Origin of the sequence: Porphyromonas sp. COT-290 OH860, from assembly GCF_000768935.1 — a bacterium.
Taxonomy (GTDB): Bacteria; Bacteroidota; Bacteroidia; order Bacteroidales; family Porphyromonadaceae; genus Porphyromonas.
Window position 1 is genome coordinate 1 of the sequence record NZ_JRAR01000053.1, and the last position, 16,334, is coordinate 16,334.

At 45.5% G+C, this 16,334-nt stretch carries 17 protein-coding genes and 3 pseudogenes; 7 read left to right on the top strand and 13 right to left on the bottom strand.

The window, feature by feature from the left end; genetic code table 11:
- Positions 1–82 precede the first annotated feature (82 nt).
- From HQ41_RS05295 to HQ41_RS09645, 9 genes and pseudogenes are all read right to left on the bottom strand, one after another.
- Positions 83–406 (bottom strand): hypothetical protein, encoded by a 324-nt coding sequence (locus HQ41_RS05295; protein ID WP_235316914.1) that lies wholly within the window; start codon positions 404–406, stop codon positions 83–85.
- Positions 403–1,326 (bottom strand): relaxase/mobilization nuclease domain-containing protein, encoded by a 924-nt coding sequence (locus HQ41_RS05300; RefSeq protein ID WP_044188932.1) that lies wholly within the window; start codon positions 1,324–1,326, stop codon positions 403–405. Before HQ41_RS05300 ends, HQ41_RS05295 begins: the two co-directional genes overlap by 4 nt.
- Positions 1,323–1,670 carry a plasmid mobilization relaxosome protein MobC gene (mobC, locus tag HQ41_RS05305; RefSeq protein ID WP_044189159.1) on the bottom strand — a complete coding sequence of 116 codons (348 nt, stop codon included), beginning with the start codon at positions 1,668–1,670 and terminating at the stop codon, positions 1,323–1,325. The genes HQ41_RS05300 and mobC overlap by 4 nt, the downstream gene beginning before the upstream one ends.
- A gap of 106 nt (positions 1,671–1,776) precedes the next feature.
- The gene (locus tag HQ41_RS05310; protein ID WP_044188935.1) at positions 1,777–2,835 is read right to left on the bottom strand and encodes a DUF6371 domain-containing protein; all 1,059 of its coding nucleotides are present in this window, start codon (positions 2,833–2,835) and stop codon (positions 1,777–1,779) included.
- Positions 2,836–3,060: 225 nt separating this feature from the next.
- Positions 3,061–4,443, bottom strand: a complete 1,383-nt coding sequence (locus HQ41_RS05315) for a DUF3987 domain-containing protein (protein ID WP_044188938.1) — start codon at positions 4,441–4,443, stop codon at positions 3,061–3,063.
- Between the two features lie 6 nt (positions 4,444–4,449).
- Positions 4,450–4,812 carry a helix-turn-helix domain-containing protein gene (locus tag HQ41_RS05320; RefSeq protein ID WP_044188941.1) on the bottom strand — a complete coding sequence of 121 codons (363 nt, stop codon included), beginning with the start codon at positions 4,810–4,812 and terminating at the stop codon, positions 4,450–4,452.
- Between the two features lie 92 nt (positions 4,813–4,904).
- Entirely contained in the window at positions 4,905–5,627 is a 723-nt protein-coding gene (locus HQ41_RS05325; RefSeq protein WP_044188943.1) for a hypothetical protein, read from the bottom strand.
- 273 nt (positions 5,628–5,900) lie between these two features.
- Positions 5,901–6,887 (bottom strand): HNH endonuclease signature motif containing protein, encoded by a 987-nt coding sequence (locus tag HQ41_RS05330; RefSeq protein ID WP_044188945.1) that lies wholly within the window; start codon positions 6,885–6,887, stop codon positions 5,901–5,903.
- 131 nt (positions 6,888–7,018) lie between these two features.
- Positions 7,019–7,132 (bottom strand): annotated as a pseudogene (locus HQ41_RS09645) (site-specific integrase); the annotation flags it as partial.
- 175 nt (positions 7,133–7,307) lie between these two features.
- On the opposite strand from HQ41_RS09645, the gene HQ41_RS05335 reads away from it, so the two are divergent.
- Both HQ41_RS05335 and HQ41_RS09335 read left to right on the top strand, forming a co-directional pair.
- On the top strand, positions 7,308–7,796 hold the full coding sequence (locus tag HQ41_RS05335; protein WP_044188946.1) for an HU family DNA-binding protein: 489 nt from the start codon (positions 7,308–7,310) through the stop codon (positions 7,794–7,796).
- 54 nt (positions 7,797–7,850) lie between these two features.
- Positions 7,851–8,729, top strand: coding sequence for a hypothetical protein (locus tag HQ41_RS09335; RefSeq protein ID WP_052405300.1), 879 nt, complete (start codon positions 7,851–7,853; stop codon positions 8,727–8,729).
- A gap of 24 nt (positions 8,730–8,753) precedes the next feature.
- Here the strand turns inward: HQ41_RS09335 and mnmE are convergent, their stop codons facing one another.
- The 4 genes from mnmE to HQ41_RS05360 all read right to left on the bottom strand — a co-directional run bounded on the left by mnmE (position 8,754) and on the right by HQ41_RS05360 (position 11,758).
- Positions 8,754–10,172 (bottom strand): tRNA uridine-5-carboxymethylaminomethyl(34) synthesis GTPase MnmE, encoded by a 1,419-nt coding sequence (mnmE, locus tag HQ41_RS05345; protein ID WP_044188948.1) that lies wholly within the window; start codon positions 10,170–10,172, stop codon positions 8,754–8,756.
- 8 nt (positions 10,173–10,180) lie between these two features.
- A complete protein-coding gene (locus tag HQ41_RS09770) occupies positions 10,181–10,816 on the bottom strand; it encodes a hypothetical protein (RefSeq protein ID WP_052405301.1) in 636 nt (211 codons plus the stop codon).
- 12 nt (positions 10,817–10,828) lie between these two features.
- Positions 10,829–11,179 (bottom strand): arsenate reductase family protein, encoded by a 351-nt coding sequence (locus tag HQ41_RS05355; RefSeq protein ID WP_044188951.1) that lies wholly within the window; start codon positions 11,177–11,179, stop codon positions 10,829–10,831.
- Positions 11,180–11,251: 72 nt separating this feature from the next.
- Entirely contained in the window at positions 11,252–11,758 is a 507-nt protein-coding gene (locus HQ41_RS05360; protein WP_044188953.1) for a ClbS/DfsB family four-helix bundle protein, read from the bottom strand.
- Positions 11,759–12,569: 811 nt separating this feature from the next.
- Between HQ41_RS05360 and HQ41_RS05365 the strand changes: the two genes are divergently transcribed.
- From HQ41_RS05365 to HQ41_RS09865, 5 genes and pseudogenes are all read left to right on the top strand, one after another.
- Positions 12,570–13,046: an SPOR domain-containing protein gene (locus HQ41_RS05365; protein ID WP_044188955.1), complete on the top strand. Its 477-nt coding sequence runs from the start codon at positions 12,570–12,572 to the stop codon at positions 13,044–13,046.
- The gene (gene murB / locus HQ41_RS05370) at positions 13,046–14,062 is read left to right on the top strand and encodes a UDP-N-acetylmuramate dehydrogenase (RefSeq protein ID WP_044188958.1); all 1,017 of its coding nucleotides are present in this window, start codon (positions 13,046–13,048) and stop codon (positions 14,060–14,062) included. The genes HQ41_RS05365 and murB overlap by 1 nt, the downstream gene beginning before the upstream one ends.
- A gap of 21 nt (positions 14,063–14,083) precedes the next feature.
- Positions 14,084–14,749 (top strand): annotated as a pseudogene (locus tag HQ41_RS09965) (MBL fold metallo-hydrolase); the annotation flags it as partial.
- Between the two features lie 159 nt (positions 14,750–14,908).
- Complete coding sequence (lipB, locus tag HQ41_RS09970; protein ID WP_369794229.1) at positions 14,909–15,601, top strand: lipoyl(octanoyl) transferase LipB; 693 nt, start codon at positions 14,909–14,911, stop codon at positions 15,599–15,601.
- Positions 15,602–15,669: 68 nt separating this feature from the next.
- Positions 15,670–16,068 (top strand): annotated as a pseudogene (locus tag HQ41_RS09865) (DUF2721 domain-containing protein); the annotation flags it as partial.
- Positions 16,069–16,334: the final 266 nt, after the last annotated feature.

Below are 16,334 nucleotides of genomic sequence, written 5' to 3' on the forward strand. Positions count from 1 at the left end.
TGTGCTTGAAGGTGTCAAATAACCGTAAAATCCCCATCCCTGAGGGAAATATCCCTCAGGGATGGGGATAGGGGGATAGTATTCAAGGCTCCCAAAGCGGCTCAAACACGCAAAAAACACCGAGAAAGATACAAGAACCTTTGAGCGGCGCATTGCGCAATAGTCTCATTTCGTGGATGCGCTCTCCAAGTTTAACTATCACTTGACAAAGTTCCTCTCTAAATTGACGATGAAACTCCAGTTGCTCCTCTAAAATCTTGGCGATTCCTGCGAGATTTTTCCTATTCTCGACTTCGATTTGCGACTCTGTTGGTTGTGGTAAATTGGAGATATTCGCTTTGAGTTCTCTGTTCTGTTGCTTGATTTCCTCCAATACTTCGAGGAGAACATTGATTTGGTCGTTCATAATCTTCTACGTTTTAGTTTCCTATTTGCTTGATTTCTGAGTTTACGTTGGAATACAAGTTCTGCAACATCTACGGCAGGCGCATTGCTGTCGAATAGGTCCTCTCCAAGCTTTTCTATGGCTTCGCTCAATTCTTCGATAAAACATTCCTCTTTAGGTAGGTCTGACAGAGAAAGAGCTTGCTTTGCATTTTGCTCTAATGCAAAAGAGAGTTTGGAGTAGCTACATGAGCGGTCGATATGCGAACCACTAAAGCTGACACCATCCATAGAGAAAATAACTCCTTCGATTTTCTCAGTTTGCCCCTTTGTTTTGAATTGTACTTCAACACCTCGCTTTTGCAGTTCGGAGGTAAGCTCCTGCCAGTTCGTGCATTTGGGTAGTGCAGCTTGTATTGCATCGAAGATGGCATACCTTAGTTGATCATTTCCTCTTAGGCGATGACGTTTTACAGCCTCTTTTCCTTCGCCCCATTTCAGCAGTTTAGCCTCGGTGAGTTCTCTGCAGACCTTTGCTGAGCGATACTTTTCATTACTGTCTGAAATTGTTTTCCCCTCATTATTCACTCGATTGATACAGATATGTAAGTGTGGGTGCTCTCTGTCAAGATGCCGTACGATGAGGTATTGAGTATCTGCGTAGCCCATTCGTTGGAGGTATTCCTTCGCCAAATCTGTCATTACCTTATCAGATAAACGCTCTGTATCTTCGGCAGAGAAGCTGAGAATGGTATGGCAAACAGGTTTCTTTACACTGGGGCGCATTGAGGCTTGTAAGGCAAAGTCATTCGCAATATCCGATGCTTGAGCATTGGCTCTTACGCCCTCGGCATGAAGGATTCGGGCTTTACCTTCTTGCTTACCAAGGATATAAGCGAGTACCCCAGAGAAAGATGTCCCTTTGATTATCTTGGCTATCATCTTTTCAAGTTTTTGAGTTGTTCATCGACCAAGAGTTTCAACATTCTTAGTTCAGTCGGTACAGTGGATACTCCGAAAGTATTTAGACGATGAGCTATCTGGTTGATGTTGTTTGCCATTCCTGAGAGAAGGCGGATTTTTTTCATTTGCTCTACCGTGATGCGAGCCTTGACTTGTCCCTCAGAGATGAGCGAACGCAGGTATTCGTTTTTATTGACACCAGCTTCGGAGGCTTTGCTTTTGAGCGTAAAGTACTCCATGGTGTTCAGTTTTAGTAGGACGGAGTAACGTCTCTTTTCAGATAGTTTTTTGGTGGGTCGTCCACCTCTATTTTTGTCTTGTATTGTCATTGTTTCTTTTGTCTTATTGATGAGACCATCGGGATTGTTTCGCCCTGATAGATGGGCGTTGGGGAGGTTTTGGGTAGCCCAAAACACAAACTTGCTTCCATTATCTACGAAGTCCTCTCTTTCGGAGAGGAGGCTTGGTTGGTCTGGCCTCTTCGACCACTCGAAGTTCAAGTTTCTCTACCAAAAGTTTGAGGGCTGGATTGCGCTGGATCAACTCGCTCAGCACCGATTCTTTGGTTTTGATTTGGAGGAGATAGTCGGCTATATCGTACCCTTCATGCTGGTCTTTGGAAGGAGCATACTTCTCCAAATAGTCGAAGAGTCGAACCTCTATTTCCATGGATTGCATCATCAACATTTTTTCTTGCCAGTATGCAGTCGCACCGAGATCTGGAAAGAGAATAACGTTCCTGCCCAACAGAGGCGTGAGGCTTCTACTTTTGAAACATCCATGTTTTCCTCCAGTAGCCAACCAAAGATATTGGGGTAGGTAGTGCGAGGCAATGAGAGCCGTCTTCTCACTCTCGACCAAAGCCACTGTTTTTTGAGTCTCTTGCGACAAAAGATGCTCCCCGAAAAGACATTGCCGTAGGTTGTAGTTCGGGCGATTGAGCAGACTATGTACCCACGTAATATGATTGAACGGCTTCTTTATCCTCTTACCTGTTTCGGGATCGTAAAGCATAATCTTACCAGCTCTCACTTGTCCTCTGGTGTCTATTTGCCAAAAGACCGTTGCTCCTGACCAGTGCCTGGAAGTACCGACATGGTAATGTTGCATAAGTTGTAATGCATTTTCTTTTCCGAGACGTCCACAGAGAAAGAGATAAAGATTATTGAGTTCGTACCCCTTTAGAGTCTTCTCCATCATTTCCCTATCAATAAAAGAGGGAGGAACGAGAACGACAGGTTTGTGAATAAGCTCAGAAGTTGAATGCAACTCTTCCTTCATTGCAGGGTGTTCTGCGAAATAAGCCTTGGGTGTGAAGTGATAGCCACACCTCTGCTCGTGGTCGCACCGCCCCACATTATCGGGAAACTCTATTTTACCCTCTGTGTCAATATAGCGAGCGAAGCATCGAGGGCGTTCGCATGATGGGCAGGTGTGCCGTGTCTGCACACCCTTATAAGGTTCTAATTTGAATCTGTAATTATTCATTGAGAAAATTATTTTAACATGAATTTGATATAAAGTCATTCCCAGAAAAATGGATGTCTAACCCTCGAAATCAAATTGTCTAACTTGTCGCATCACCTTAGGCAACTTTCGTCATCTGATTAGACAACCTTTTTTTGTGGGGTCTATATTTTCAGGCACTATCTACACTTTGCGCACTTTCAATCTGTCAAGAGGGGAAGAAATGCAGATAATGCAGAAAGTGCATCAGGTTTGTAGGCCGAGTTTTCGATAGACACCGTGTCGTTCCTTGGTAAAAAGCGTCCCGATATTGCGACTGAGAAAATCCTTAAAGGCTCGTTCTTTAATTCCGATACGCTCTGCTATCAGAAGGGCTTCGGCGGTCTGAAAGCTTTCGGGTAATTCTGTCAGAAACTGACGTTGCTGTTGAGTCAGCTGAGTACAGTCTATCACTGTTTGTACCTGCTGAGCAGAATCACGGAAATAATCAATAAGAGTAATGGCTCTCTCCACAGATATCAGGTCTATAGCGGACTTCTCACTTTCGCCACATACCCATCGAGCCAACTGAATAATGAGACAAAAACGAATGATGTAGATTTCTAATTTACAGTAGACTCCTACAAGTACTTCATTGGCCTCAGTATCGCATAGTCGAGCATGCTCTTCCTGCCACATATAAAGTCGAGCCTTGGCATCTTCTTCAAAAGGAATAATCTCAGGGGAAACTTCTCCTTCTTCATCTTTGGCACACGGTAAATCTATGAGCCGTCGAATAATCCCTCCCCAGCGTTTCTCTGTATCCTCTGGAAGCTCGGTTTTGCTCCATCGGGCTTTCTGCTGAAGATTGGGCATCACAAATAGAATGCGGTCTATAAAGCCACTACTCGAGCGTTCGCCTTTGGAAAGCTCTCCGAGAATCTTCTTCTGAATAGTGCCCACAACAGAGATGTAAGGATGCTTGATGAAGATAGAACTTCGATTCCCCTTTCGGTCGCTAATGGTTGCCTTGGCACTGAATACAGAGAGCCAAAACTGCTCCTCGGAGCCACTGTTGTAGCGATTGAAGTTCTTGAACCAAGCCGATAATTCATCCGTCCACAAACAAAGACCTCGCTTATTCTGAGCATGGATAAAACTCAAACCTTCGGGCGTGATGTCAGAGACGATAAACCTTCTTCGTATAGGCTCTGTAGGTTGCTCTGAATAACCAGCCTCTATACGCTCCTTACGGCTCATTCGTACAACATTGTCATACTCAGTGTAGGCTTGTTCGTAGAGTTTATTCTCCTGATAGTCAAAGTCAAGAAAAGGCTTCATTGCAAAGCTAAGTGGATGACTTTTGTTTGTGCCGGGGCGTCCAACTAATGCCACATAAAGCATTGCACTCTCTTGCCAACCTCGTTTGAGCTGGACAAGGTGTGTATTCCCGATGCCCACAGCGATAGCCACCAGCATTGCTGATGCGATATAGTCGATGGGAAAGCCTTGACACTCGTGGACTTCAGCAATGATATTTCGTATCTCAGAGGGAAAGATACCAATGGGAAAAGCAGAGCCTGAGAATGACAACCCCAATTCGATGGCTTTATCCAGCAGGACTTCTGGCACGATTGTTTGTTCTCCCATAGCCCATTATCCTTTGAATGATTTAGGCTTGTGTCGGATGCCTGCTCTTATGGAGGATAATTGTTCCTCTGAGGAGGGCGCATAAAGGATACCTTTACGTCCACTTTCTACCCATTGCAGTAGCTCTTCTTTATAGAAATATAGCTTCTTGCCACGTTTGTAAGCTAGGATAATCCCCTTACGGACGAGAGCATAGATGGTAGGTTTTGCTTTTTGAATGACTTCGCACGCTTCATCTATACCAATGAGAGATTTCTCTTCAGGTATAGGCGGACGCAATGCCGAGATCATCTCTTTGATGGCAGAGACCTGTTCGGTCAGATACGTTACCGCTTCAGGTAACTTGTCGAATGTAATTTCTTTGTCCATGTTCGCAAATAAATTTGTGCAGGTTGCCCTGCGAGTTTCTGATTATTTGCGAGCAAAGGAAATCGGTGTTCTCTCGGTGCGCTACAACTCCTTCAAGTAACTTTTGGATAACTTTCTAATGGGGTTAAATGCTCATTAATGAAAAGGTCTTTACAGAGAGGAATAAGGTATTTCCCCTCTGTATTGGTGAGCTTTCGTTGGATAGAACTCACCTCTACATCTTTCAAGGTATGGGCAAAAGTGTATTTAAGAAAAGTGGCGATCTCTTTGCGTGATTTTCTAAAAGGTTGGGCAATATTCCACCCGAAGTGCATCAAATCTATGCTCTTTAACTGAGATGATATTTTGATCTCTCGACTCTCTTCCTCTTTCCAGTCGGATGATAGGAAATGAGAGATTTGGGTGCAAAGGTTAGAAAGTTCTGATTCTACCACGTAGGGGGCGAGTGTTTTCTCTGTATAGGAAAGGACTGTATTTATCTTGTTCCGCTCTTCCTCTGCTTTTGCCAATAAAGCTTCTTGACGATATTGTTCATAGTTTGATAACTGAATCTTGGGAGAAGTGTCAAGTTTCTTCACTGTCCTTTCTTCTTTTGGGAACTTGATTAAAAGAAGAAAAAGGTCTTGTAGTATAGACTGTATAGCCAAGAAAAGAGCAGTGCTAATCAAGGAGGAAAGGATAAACAATCCGAATGCAGTGAAGCCATCCGCTCCACAATTCAGTGCAATGGAACAAACGGCTAAAGAGAAAATCATAATACATCCCAGCGTGATAAGCTGTGGAATATAGTTATCGTTGGTGCTTAAAGGCTTCATACTTGTCTATGTTTTGATGCAAACATAAACAAGTATTCATCACCATTTATCACTCAGGGAAATAGCGGGAAGTATAGGGAAAAGAAAGGAAATAGGGCGTTCTACTTCAGGGAAATTTTATTAGCCGTTTCTCGTTTCTTCGAGTTTACAAGGTCGGCATAGATTTGGGTTGTGGAGACGTTCTTGTGCATTACCATCTTGGAACCGTGTAGATGTCTTTTTCGTAGATTGACGGATTTTATATTTAAAAATTAGGATAACAGAGACTTGCTTTTACATGTAATCATCAATAGGAGTTGGACCAGTCCACTCCTTCCCTTGTCCTAGCGTATAATATTTGCGAACGCCGTCTTCGCTGAAAAATGAACCTTTATTGTGATGAAAATAAACTCCGTTAGCATAGGTGATTTTTGCTAAAGCCCAATTTTTTAATGAGTCATCATCGGATTTTGTCATTACCAAGATTGCTGCGTGATCATCTACTATTGTTGCATCTAAAATTATAGAAGTATAAGATTCATTTTTGCAGAAGATTTCTCCTTTATTCAAGTTTTTGTAATAGTCTAAAATTGGGTTCGTTGGGGTTTGTGGACAAAGTGGAAATTCTGAGGGGACATGCCAATTAACTTGCACGGCGTTAGGTATTAACGATTGCTTTGAGTTGTCCTCTATTCCGTTTTTTGATACAAATTGTTTGGTGCTGAGAATAGGACGATAAATCCACTCTCCTAAAGAACCTCCTTTGTGTTCAGGTCTTTCTTTAGCCCATTGAGATAAGTTTTGGAATGCATTTCTAGCCTCTTCTGCTGTTACAGCTCGCATCCACTTAAAGTTTTGGTCTGTTTTTTCATGACCATGGAGTATAGAGGGGTTTTCAATAAACGTTTCAATACTACCACAGATGTTTTCTATTTTAGATATAGTAATGGGGTTCAATAATACATTTTCTAGTTTTGTTAGCCAGCGAAGATTTTCTGGGCGATTATTTCTTCTATTTGTGTCGATATGGTCTACAACATGTTGCGGTGAAGGTGGCTCACCTATAAAAGCACATGCTACTATCCTATGAACCCTTTCTTTTCCAATATGAGCATACCCATTTTTGTTATCGTATTTTCCAAATGTCCAGACATCGTCGTCTTTGCGTTTTCTCATATCTTCCCTAGAGTGACGAAGAACAGAGCCATTGTCACGGACGGAATAAAGTTCTTCTTTGTAAATACATTGTCTTTCTTCGTTGAAGTCTTGAATATCTACCATAAAACGATATTTTGAAAAGTGTTCTCTGCAAATCTAATGATTTTCATGCAATTACATTAAGTATAGAAGCCCATTGAATTTATGATAACTCGGGCTTACAGCTCCAACTGTAAGGCCGAGTTGTTTAATGGCTATTTCAATGAAATCTTCTCAGCTGTTTCACGTTTCTTCGAGTTTACAAGGTCGGCATAGATTAGTGTTGTGCTGACGTTGCAATACGTGAGCATCTTCGAGGTTCTGTATATACGGCAGGAAATTTGTGCATATACAGAAATTTATCGGAGTATATACAGAAATTTATTTTCGCATATAAGAAAATTTATCGGAGTATATACGAAAATATCTCTACCTTTAAGTCGTGATAAAAGCACATAGATATTACGAAATTAAACCACTAATTAACAGTTAATTAAGGTCACTATGATTAAGATTAAAGCAATCGAGAGAAAAGCGGGCTTCGGCAAGACCAGCAAGACGCTTTGGTATCCTGCAATTCATTTGCATTCTGATGTAAAGTTTGAGGAGTTTATCGACCTTGTGGCGGACGAGACGACAGTTTCTTCGGCTGATGTTAAGGCCGTTTTTGACCGCGCCTCTAAGGTGCTTATCCGCCTACTCCAAGACGGCAAGAGCGTGGATTGTGGCGACTTAGGCACGTTCCGCCCTAGTATCACGGCGAAGACTGGTTCGGGTGTCGATAGCGCAGATAAGGTCGGCATCGAACTCGTAGACAAGGCGAAGGTTATCTATACGCCTCGTGTGAAAGTTAAGACAGCTCTCAAGGGCGTTCGCATGGAGCGTGCCGAACGCGTGCTCGACGTGCCTTACGCCTCTTCGGGCAAAAAGGACGAAAAGCCCAACGGCGACGACTCTTCCCCCTCCGACAATGGCGACCACGTAGGGCTGTAAAAGATTATTTCACTCTATTGAAATACTACTGTAAATACTTGATAGATTAAAGATATGGCGCAAAAAGAAAAAAGTATCACTACTGACACCATTGAGATTAAGAAATGCTTTATTGCTACTCCTTTAGGCATGGATAGTTCTGAGACAAGAAGGAAAGCAGATGGAGTTATAAAGTCTGTATTAAAACCAGTATTGTCTGAGTTAGGCTATGAAGCTATAGCCTCTCACGAAATAGACACTACTGGTTCTATTACTAAGCAGATAATAGAACATCTATTGAAAGATAATTTAGTTATAGCGAATCTAACAGAACTTAACCCAAATGTTATGTACGAGCTAGCGGTCAGACATGCGGTAGGTCTACCAGTGGTTTGTATCGCTGAAAATCATACTAAACTTCCATTTGACATATCAGATGAAAGGACAATATTCTACGAAAATGACATGTTTGGAGTAGAGCAACTGAAACCTAAGTTAAGAGCAGCAATCGAGTCTATTGCAACTCTGGCTGAGGCAGACAACCCTATATATAGGGTAAATAAAGACTTTAAAATGAAAGAAGTTGCAGTCAAAGAGGGCGAATCAACATACCTTATTTCGATGTTAGATGATATTCAGAGAAGATTGGCTCGAATGGAACGAGTTGGAGTGGGAGGTATACGCCCATTTAACCGAGGGTTAACAAGTGACCAAAAGACTATCTCACTTACAGTCTCACAGGAAGGAAAAAACTTTGATGAAGATTCAACGATAAACAAGGTCTTATCTATGTATAGTGATATTCGTACGGTGCAGGTTCACAGAAATAGGACAAATAACCGAGCAGAACTAGTATTTTCAGTTAAGAAGGATAGCTCGATAACACCTGAGAATATTTCTGAGATATTTAGAGAGGATAATTTTTTAGTACATAATATTGAACTAATTTCATAGCTAACTATCAGTTATTTAATATCATTACTTGCCGATGCAGAAGTGGGCGAAGATGTAGTGGAGGGTGTCGTCGCTGGTGATGTCGCGACCTGTAATTTCGCCGATGGAGGTAATGGCGTGCCTGAGGTCGAGTGTCAGCAGGTCAGTCGAGAGCCCCATATCAAAGCCCGAACGCATGCGCAGAAGAGCATCAAGGGCATCACGCAAGAGTTGATGATGGCGGGCATTGCTCACAATTAGGTCGGCTTCGCTTGCCTTAGCCGTATCCATTACATCGGTGAGTGCGCCTTGTAGTTCGTTTATCCCCTTGCCCTCACGAGCCGAAATAAATAGCGGTGTCGTAGTGGTTGAGAGCTTCGTTTGTAGAGCCTCGCTGAGCCCGATTCGTTCGGTCTCGGTGAGGCTTTCGCTTTTATTGACAAGTAGCATGAATGTTCGCTCCCCCCTTTCGTCCCAAATGCTCTTGATATAGTCCAGCTGGCTAGCTTCATTAAGACGTGTGCCGTCCACTACGGCAAGAATGATGTCTGCCTCTTTGATTTTGTTTCGGCTACGCTCAATGCCAAGGCTCTCTATGGTATCGGTGGTTTCACGAAGCCCCGCCGTATCAACGAAACGAAAGAGGTAGCCCCCAATGTGCATTGTGTCTTCAATCGTGTCGCGCGTGGTGCCGTGTATGTCGCTCACGATAGCCCGCTCCTCGCCAAGGAGAGCATTGAGTAGCGTGCTTTTGCCGACGTTCGTTGTCCCGACAATAGCAACGGGGATGCCACGCTTCACGGCATTACCGAGGCGATAGCTGTCGATGAGTTTTTGGAGTTTAAGTTCGATTTGGTCACAAAGTGTAAGGAGCTCGGTACGGTCGGCAAACTCTACATCTTCCTCGGGAAAATCAAGTTCTAATTCCATAAGCCCTGTTAGGCGTAAGAGCTCCTCTCGCAGAGCATTCAGCTCCTCGCTATACCCACCACGCAGCTGCTTCATCGCCATTTGGTGTTGTGCCTTGCTCTCGCTGGCGATGATGTCCGCTACCGCCTCGGCACGACTCAAATCCATACGTCCATTGAGATAAGCACGGCGAGTAAATTCGCCCGGCTGAGCCATACGGCAACCCTGATTGATAAGAGCCTCGAGGATGCGCTGACGAATATAAACGGAGCCATGGCAAGAAATCTCGACCGTATGCTCGCCCGTAAACGAATGAGGCGCAACAAAAGGCGTAACAACGACCTCATCAATGAGTTCGTCTGCCTCGACAAACTCGCCATAGAGGGCATAACGAGGCTTCGCTTCGCTAAGATGTACGGTTCTTTCTCGCTGACGAAAGAGCGGACTCACGAAGCGGAAAGCGTCTGCACCAGACACACGAATAACAGCGATACCACCCACACCCGGAGCAGTCGCCACAGCACATATCGTATCGGAAGAGAGAGGGAGATGCATTCTATAAATCAATGAAGCCAATTGTTATTCTTCAATATTGTAGATTCTATATCGAAGGGGTTATAAATAATTTTGTCTACAGGAACTTTGTACTTTGCAAAATACTCATAATGCTGTTCATACTTAATAAATCTAGGCTTACTTGCTCCTTCTGGGAATTGATAAAGCGCTTGTGAGGGGATAACATATACCTCCTTTGGCCGACCATTTATCCAACCAAAACCAAACACATAAAAAAGAGCAGCAATAGGCTCTCGCAAATAATTATTTTGAAGATAGTATTCATACTTCATTACATCTTCCTCCTTTATATAGAAGCTTTTAGAACCTCGCCACTTACATTCGACTGTAATTATGGTACCAGGCTTATAGCGAGAAAATTTCTTGTCATAAGCACACTCTAATAGCAAATCAGGAGCTTTAGAGCTTATTGGGCAATAGCCTTCTGTAATGTATTTGTCACTACGCCAATCAAGGAGAATCCAATACCCAAATTCCTGTCCAATCTTTTTGATGTTAGAATGAGAAACAACCCACTGTTCAAAACGATCTCCTTTGTACTTTTCTCGGTTTCTTCCCCTCCCAAAGAACAAGGCGTTGTAGATTTCTTTAATCCCAGACTTGACTAGTCCTCTTATTCCCATAGCTACAAGGTCTTATTTAAGTGCTTTTGCCCACTCCTCTGCTTTGAAGCCGACGAGGACGAAGGCATCAGAGATGAGCAGGGGACGCTTGACAAGCTTGCCGTTGGTAGCAAGCAGGGCGATTTGTTCGGCCTCGGTCATCGTGGGGAGCTTATCTTTGAGAGCAAGCTCTTTGTAGAGCACACCACTCGTGTTGAAAAACTTCTTGAGGGGCAGACCACTGCGGGCAATCCATTCTGCTAGTTCAGTTTCAGTAGGGGCTTCATCTACGATATGACGCATGTCTACAGAGATGCCTTGTTCAGCGAGCCATTTCTTAGCCTTCTGACAAGTGCCACAGGCGGGATATTGTACGAAAATCATCGTTAGCTACTTATTGGGTTTTATGTGCACAAAGATAGGGAATATTGAAGTGAGGGAAGTTGGCGTTGAAGCCTATCCCTTCGTCTTGATGTGGCGTTTGAGCTTCTTAATCGCCCAATCGTAGTGGCTAGAGGTCGCCGAAACGAAATAGCTGCCGAGCGAGGTTGTTCCCGTCCAAGGGAAAAACTGCTTGGTAAATAGAGCTTCGTCGGTAAATGGCTCTAAGGCTTGTAGCGCAGCTTGATGGCTATCCGCAAAAAGCTCTTTCGCTTTGCTTAGTGGTGTAGACTGATGCTTTCGCCAGATCTCTACATTCATATCGGGATAGGTGCGCCAATTGTATGGCTCGGGGAGGAAAGGGCTTGAAATGTCTGACATATTTCTCTGAACGAACAGAAGGAGTAGCTGATGCCATTCGTAGAGATGAATCAAGATATCTCTGAGGTTTCTATCCCGATCTTCGAACGAAAAGGTTTGCTCTTGCTCCTCTGGCGACAGGGTATTGATTAGTTTGAGTAGCTTCTCGTAATTCTCTTGGCTCTGCTGGATGAGCATTGCTTTGGTTGTAGGACGTGGCATAAGGCAATGTTTTAATCAGATACTTTTATGTAGCACAAAGATAGGGAATTGTGGGTGCTTATTCCGCCCCTATCGTGTAGGGCAGGGGAAAGCCTCGCAGCCTATTTCCTCGAGATTTGTGATGCCAGACGACCGATATGACCGCCCAGTTTGTCGGTTTTCTTGCTCATTCTTCTACTTTTCTGTTAAGATACGTAAAGGATTTATCCTTGTTTCTTGTGAAATAGAAAGGCACTTCTTGAAAATTTGTGGCGTCCTTGAGCAAGATTGTAGGACTGATTCGTCTGGATTGATGGGCTAATGCCGCAAGACATACCCATCAACTCGCAGATATTGATGGGAAGAATCTCTCAGAAGTCAGCTTGGGCTTGTTGAGATTGCTTGGAGTTTTGTTTTATGTATTTGTTTATGAGTTATTTATGCAAATGGCGTTTTAAGCGGGTATTGCCCCTGCGCTGGGAGGTAAAGCCAGAGGAGGGGATAAATGGAATCTAGGGCATGCTAGGGGGCAAATACGGCATTCGTGATTTTGAGGCTCGGGCAGACCCTCTGCTCCTAATTGGAGTTCAAGTAGCATACATAGTTGTATAAATATGTAATTGAGGTTTGTGGAGGTTGGATTTTGGCTACACGCTATTTGCGTTTTGTTTACAATGATAAACAAATAAACCGTAAAAAGCGTATGTTATTAGGTGTTTTGTTGGGCGATATTGGGATAAGTTTTGTACCTTTGCTAAGCTGTTATAGATATATGTAGCAGCTTAGTCATAGATAATTTAAGTATTAACTAAACATCAAATACAGATTTGTCATGAAGAAGATTCTGATCGTTTGCTCAGCACTTGCTCTAGTAGTTGGTTTGGGCTCTTGTCGTCCTAAGAAGAGTGCCTACCGCAAGGCTTACGAACAAGCTAAGCAGCGCGAGATCGCCACTCAAGATACCGATCGTACCATCACTTACGAAGAGCCAGCTCCATCGGCAAGCCAGATGCAGCCTATCTCTGTGCGTAAGGAACGTGTGTCAGCGATCGAGGGAGAGAACTCCAACAATCTCAAGCGCTATAGCGTAGTTATCGGTAGCTTCCAGAACCCAACGAATGCACGTGCCCTAAAGGATAGAATGGTTGAGAAGGGCTATAACGCTGTACTCGCCAAGAACGACTATGGTATGCTACGTGTGATCGTAGCGAGCTTCAATAGCCGTGAGGAGGCCGCAGCCAGCCGTGATGCGGTTAAGGCTCGTTTTGCTCCAGACTTTAAGGATGCTTGGCTACTTGAGAACGAGTAATGAAAATCCAAAAAGATTTTTCACTCAAGCACCATAATACATTCGGTATAGACGCTCAGGCGGATTGGTTCGTCACCTACGATAGTGTAGATGACCTTCGGATTCTTGTCCGTGACGAATACTTTCAGGAGTGTCGCTATCTGCATATTGGCGAGGGAAGTAACTTACTCTTCCTCGCCAATTTTCATGGTATCGTCCTGCGCTCTGGCATCACAGGCATAGAGGTGCTGCGAGAGAGCGCCGAGGAGATAGAGCTGCGTGTGGGCGCTGGTATGATCTGGGACGACTTCGTGGCCTACTGCACCGAGCATGGCTACTATGGTGTGGAGAACTTATCTCTTATACCCGGGCAGGTCGGCTCGTCTGCCATTCAAAACATTGGGGCCTATGGTGTAGAGGTCGAGCGCTTCATCTCCTCGGTACACACCCTACATCGGCGGTCTGGTCAGGAGCGTTGCTTCTCTAGAGGGGAGTGTGCGTATGCCTATCGACACAGCACTTTCAAAGAAGCGGAGCAGGCGGACTATATCGTCACACACGTGGACTTTCGCCTGAGCAAGGTCGAGCATCTCGCTCTTGACTATGCAGACCTCAAGCGCTACTTCGCAGAGCACGACACCAAGCCTACACTTACGTCTGTACGCCAAGCTGTCATCGAGATACGCCAAAGGAAGCTCCCCGACACACAGATACTCGGCAATGCTGGGAGCTACTTCATGAATCCAATAGTGCCAGCCCAAGTAGCCGATCGCCTACGCCAAGCCTATCCACAGATGCCCGTCTATCCACTAGAAGATGGGCGTGTCAAACTCGCAGCTGGTTGGCTTATCGATCAGTGCGGGCTCAAGGGCTATCGTATGGGGCGAGCAGGGGTCTATGAACATCAGGCCCTCGTATTGGTTAATTACGGAGGAGCGACAGGACAGGAGATCGCCACTCTAGCGGAGTATGTGCAGCAAACTGTCCTCGAGCGATTTGCCGTAGAGGTTTATCCAGAGGTGAAATATATCAGTTAGCCTCTTGTATTTAGTATTTTCATGAAGCTTATCATCTTAGGCTCTGGTACTAGTACGGGAGTCCCAGAGGTCGGCTGTGGCTGTGGCCTGTGCCAGAGTAGTGACCCTCGGGACAAACGCCTGCGTACCTCGGCACTTATTATCACTGATGAAGACAAACGCATCTTGATCGATTGTAGCCCTGACTTTCGCCAACAGGCTCTGCGTCTAGGGTTAGATCGTATAGATGCAATCCTGCTTACACACGAGCACTATGACCATATCGGGGGGCTAGATGATCTACGCACCATAGCTTGGCGCACAGAGGTGCCTATATACGGCCAGCAGCGTGTACTGCAAGCCCTGCGTCAGCGTCTGCACTATGTCTTCGGCGCTCACCCCTATCCCGGGACGCCTCAGCTTGTACTCCGAGAGATTGAGGCAGGTATATCCTTCGACCTCTTTGGCCTAGAGATACGCCCTCTGTCGGTGATGCATGGCAAACTCCCTATATTGGGCTATGAGATAGGGGAGATGACCTACATTACGGATATGAAAACGTTGGAGGGCGAGGAGTGGGAGCGTCTGTCCCAGCAGCGTCTGGTGGTGATCAATGCCTTGCGTATGCTCAAGGAGCACCCGTCGCATCAGTCTATTCGTGATATTTTGGCGCATCTGTCCGAGCTCAAGGATAGGCCCGAGTTGATGCTCCTGACGCATCTGTCGCACCATGCCCCCTCGCATAGGGCTATGCTTGAGCTCCTTCCTAGCCATATTCGGCCTGCATACGATGGGCTATGCCTCTCGTTGCAGCCCGAGAGTATTAGGGCGACCGAGCAGCCTGCCCCTATTGCCCCCTTTGACTATATGGATTGTGGGCGCATTGCCTACGCCGAGGCATGGGATTTGCAGCACAAACTCTTTGATCGGATCTTGGAGCAGAAGCGTAGGGGAGAGCCGACTGAGAGCTTCCTGCTTTTCTGTGAGCATAACCCTGTCTTCACACTTGGCAAGAACGGAGTCGAGGGTAATATGCTCATGAGCGAGGCCTACCTCAAGGAGCAGGGTTACGACTGGTTTAGAGTAGAGCGTGGGGGAGATGTTACCTACCATGGGCCGGGTCAGATAACAGGCTACCCCATTCTAGACCTAGAGCGCTATGGTCTTGGCTTAAGGGCCTACATAGACCTAGTTGAGGAGTCTATCATCGAGCTGCTTGCCCTCTATGGTCTACGGGCAGAGCGCAACCCTGCTGGGACGGGCGTTTGGCTCGATGCTGATAAGCCTGCTCTGGCACGTAAGATCTGTGCGATAGGGGTAAAGAGTAGCCGCTATGTGACCATGCATGGCTTTGCCCTCAACGTCAATACAGACCTAAGTCCCTTTAAGCTTATCAACCCTTGCGGTTTCAAGGAAGGGAAGGTGAGCTCGATTGCCCAAGAAGTGGGCTACGAAGTCGATTTTACTGTCGTCAAGCATCAGCTATCGGCGATATTTTTTAACAAACTAAAAGCCTTGCAGAACGTACAACGCCCGAACCTTTGCCACATCGAAGGCTAACATGGTTCGCTTTGCGCCCGTAACTGGAGGGTTACAATCAAAAATTTATGGAAGAATTAAACCAGACAATGCACGGCCTTGACCTAACTACGCCGTCGCTATTATTCTCGGCTATCTCGCTTATCTTGCTAGCCTATACCAACCGTTTCCTCTCTTATGCCTCTGTGGTTCGTAGCCTCAAGGAGAAGTATGATGCCGATCCCGAAGCTGATCGCACCTCGCTGGCGCAGATCCGTAACTTCCGCATACGCCTCAAGCTCATCAGAGCGATGCAGACTCTTGGGGCAGGCAGCCTACTTTTCTGCCTGATTGCGATGTTCTGTATCTACAATTGTTGGATGGTCGCTGGGGATATTACCTTCGGCGTGGGTATGGTGCTGTTGGCTGCCTCACTCGTTTTGTGCATCATCGAGGTTCAGATCTCGGTAGAGGCGCTAGAACTCAATCTGCAGAGCATCAAGGATCGCAAGAAAGAACATAGGGATCCGACGCAAGGCGGTTCATTTCGCCGTTTGGGTATGAAGCGCCGTGAAGGAGATGATGACAAGAAGGAGCAGAAGCAGCAGAAAGAGCAGAAGCCCCGTGAGTCCAAAGAGCGCAACAAAGGACAGCAACGTGAGCAGAAGCCTCGTGCAGAGCGTGAACCACAGCCTCAGCGTGAGCAGAAGCCTCGTGTAGAGCAACCCGCTCGTGAGTCAGTAGAGGAGAAGCCCCAACAGGAGGCCCGCCAGCA

Excerpts from the sequence above, each read along its gene's own strand:
- HQ41_RS05310 (WP_044188935.1), bottom strand. The coding sequence starts at position 2,835 with ATGAATAATTACAGATTCAAATTAGAACCTTATAAGGGTGTGCAGACA.
- HQ41_RS09335 (WP_052405300.1), top strand. The coding sequence starts at position 7,851 with ATGGCGCAAAAAGAAAAAAGTATCACTACTGACACCATTGAGATTAAG.
- HQ41_RS05300 (WP_044188932.1), bottom strand. The coding sequence starts at position 1,326 with ATGATAGCCAAGATAATCAAAGGGACATCTTTCTCTGGGGTACTCGCT.
- murB (WP_044188958.1), top strand. The coding sequence starts at position 13,046 with ATGAAAATCCAAAAAGATTTTTCACTCAAGCACCATAATACATTCGGT.
- HQ41_RS05360 (WP_044188953.1), bottom strand. The coding sequence starts at position 11,758 with ATGCCACGTCCTACAACCAAAGCAATGCTCATCCAGCAGAGCCAAGAG.
- HQ41_RS05355 (WP_044188951.1), bottom strand. The coding sequence starts at position 11,179 with ATGATTTTCGTACAATATCCCGCCTGTGGCACTTGTCAGAAGGCTAAG.
- HQ41_RS05315 (WP_044188938.1), bottom strand. The coding sequence starts at position 4,443 with ATGGGAGAACAAACAATCGTGCCAGAAGTCCTGCTGGATAAAGCCATC.
- HQ41_RS09770 (WP_052405301.1), bottom strand. The coding sequence starts at position 10,816 with ATGGGAATAAGAGGACTAGTCAAGTCTGGGATTAAAGAAATCTACAAC.
- HQ41_RS05330 (WP_044188945.1), bottom strand. The coding sequence starts at position 6,887 with ATGGTAGATATTCAAGACTTCAACGAAGAAAGACAATGTATTTACAAA.
- HQ41_RS05335 (WP_044188946.1), top strand. The coding sequence starts at position 7,308 with ATGATTAAGATTAAAGCAATCGAGAGAAAAGCGGGCTTCGGCAAGACC.
- lipB (WP_369794229.1), top strand. The coding sequence starts at position 14,909 with ATGGATTGTGGGCGCATTGCCTACGCCGAGGCATGGGATTTGCAGCAC.
- HQ41_RS05325 (WP_044188943.1), bottom strand. The coding sequence starts at position 5,627 with ATGAAGCCTTTAAGCACCAACGATAACTATATTCCACAGCTTATCACG.
- mnmE (WP_044188948.1), bottom strand. The coding sequence starts at position 10,172 with ATGCATCTCCCTCTCTCTTCCGATACGATATGTGCTGTGGCGACTGCT.
- HQ41_RS05320 (WP_044188941.1), bottom strand. The coding sequence starts at position 4,812 with ATGGACAAAGAAATTACATTCGACAAGTTACCTGAAGCGGTAACGTAT.
- HQ41_RS05295 (WP_235316914.1), bottom strand. The coding sequence starts at position 406 with ATGAACGACCAAATCAATGTTCTCCTCGAAGTATTGGAGGAAATCAAG.
- HQ41_RS05365 (WP_044188955.1), top strand. The coding sequence starts at position 12,570 with ATGAAGAAGATTCTGATCGTTTGCTCAGCACTTGCTCTAGTAGTTGGT.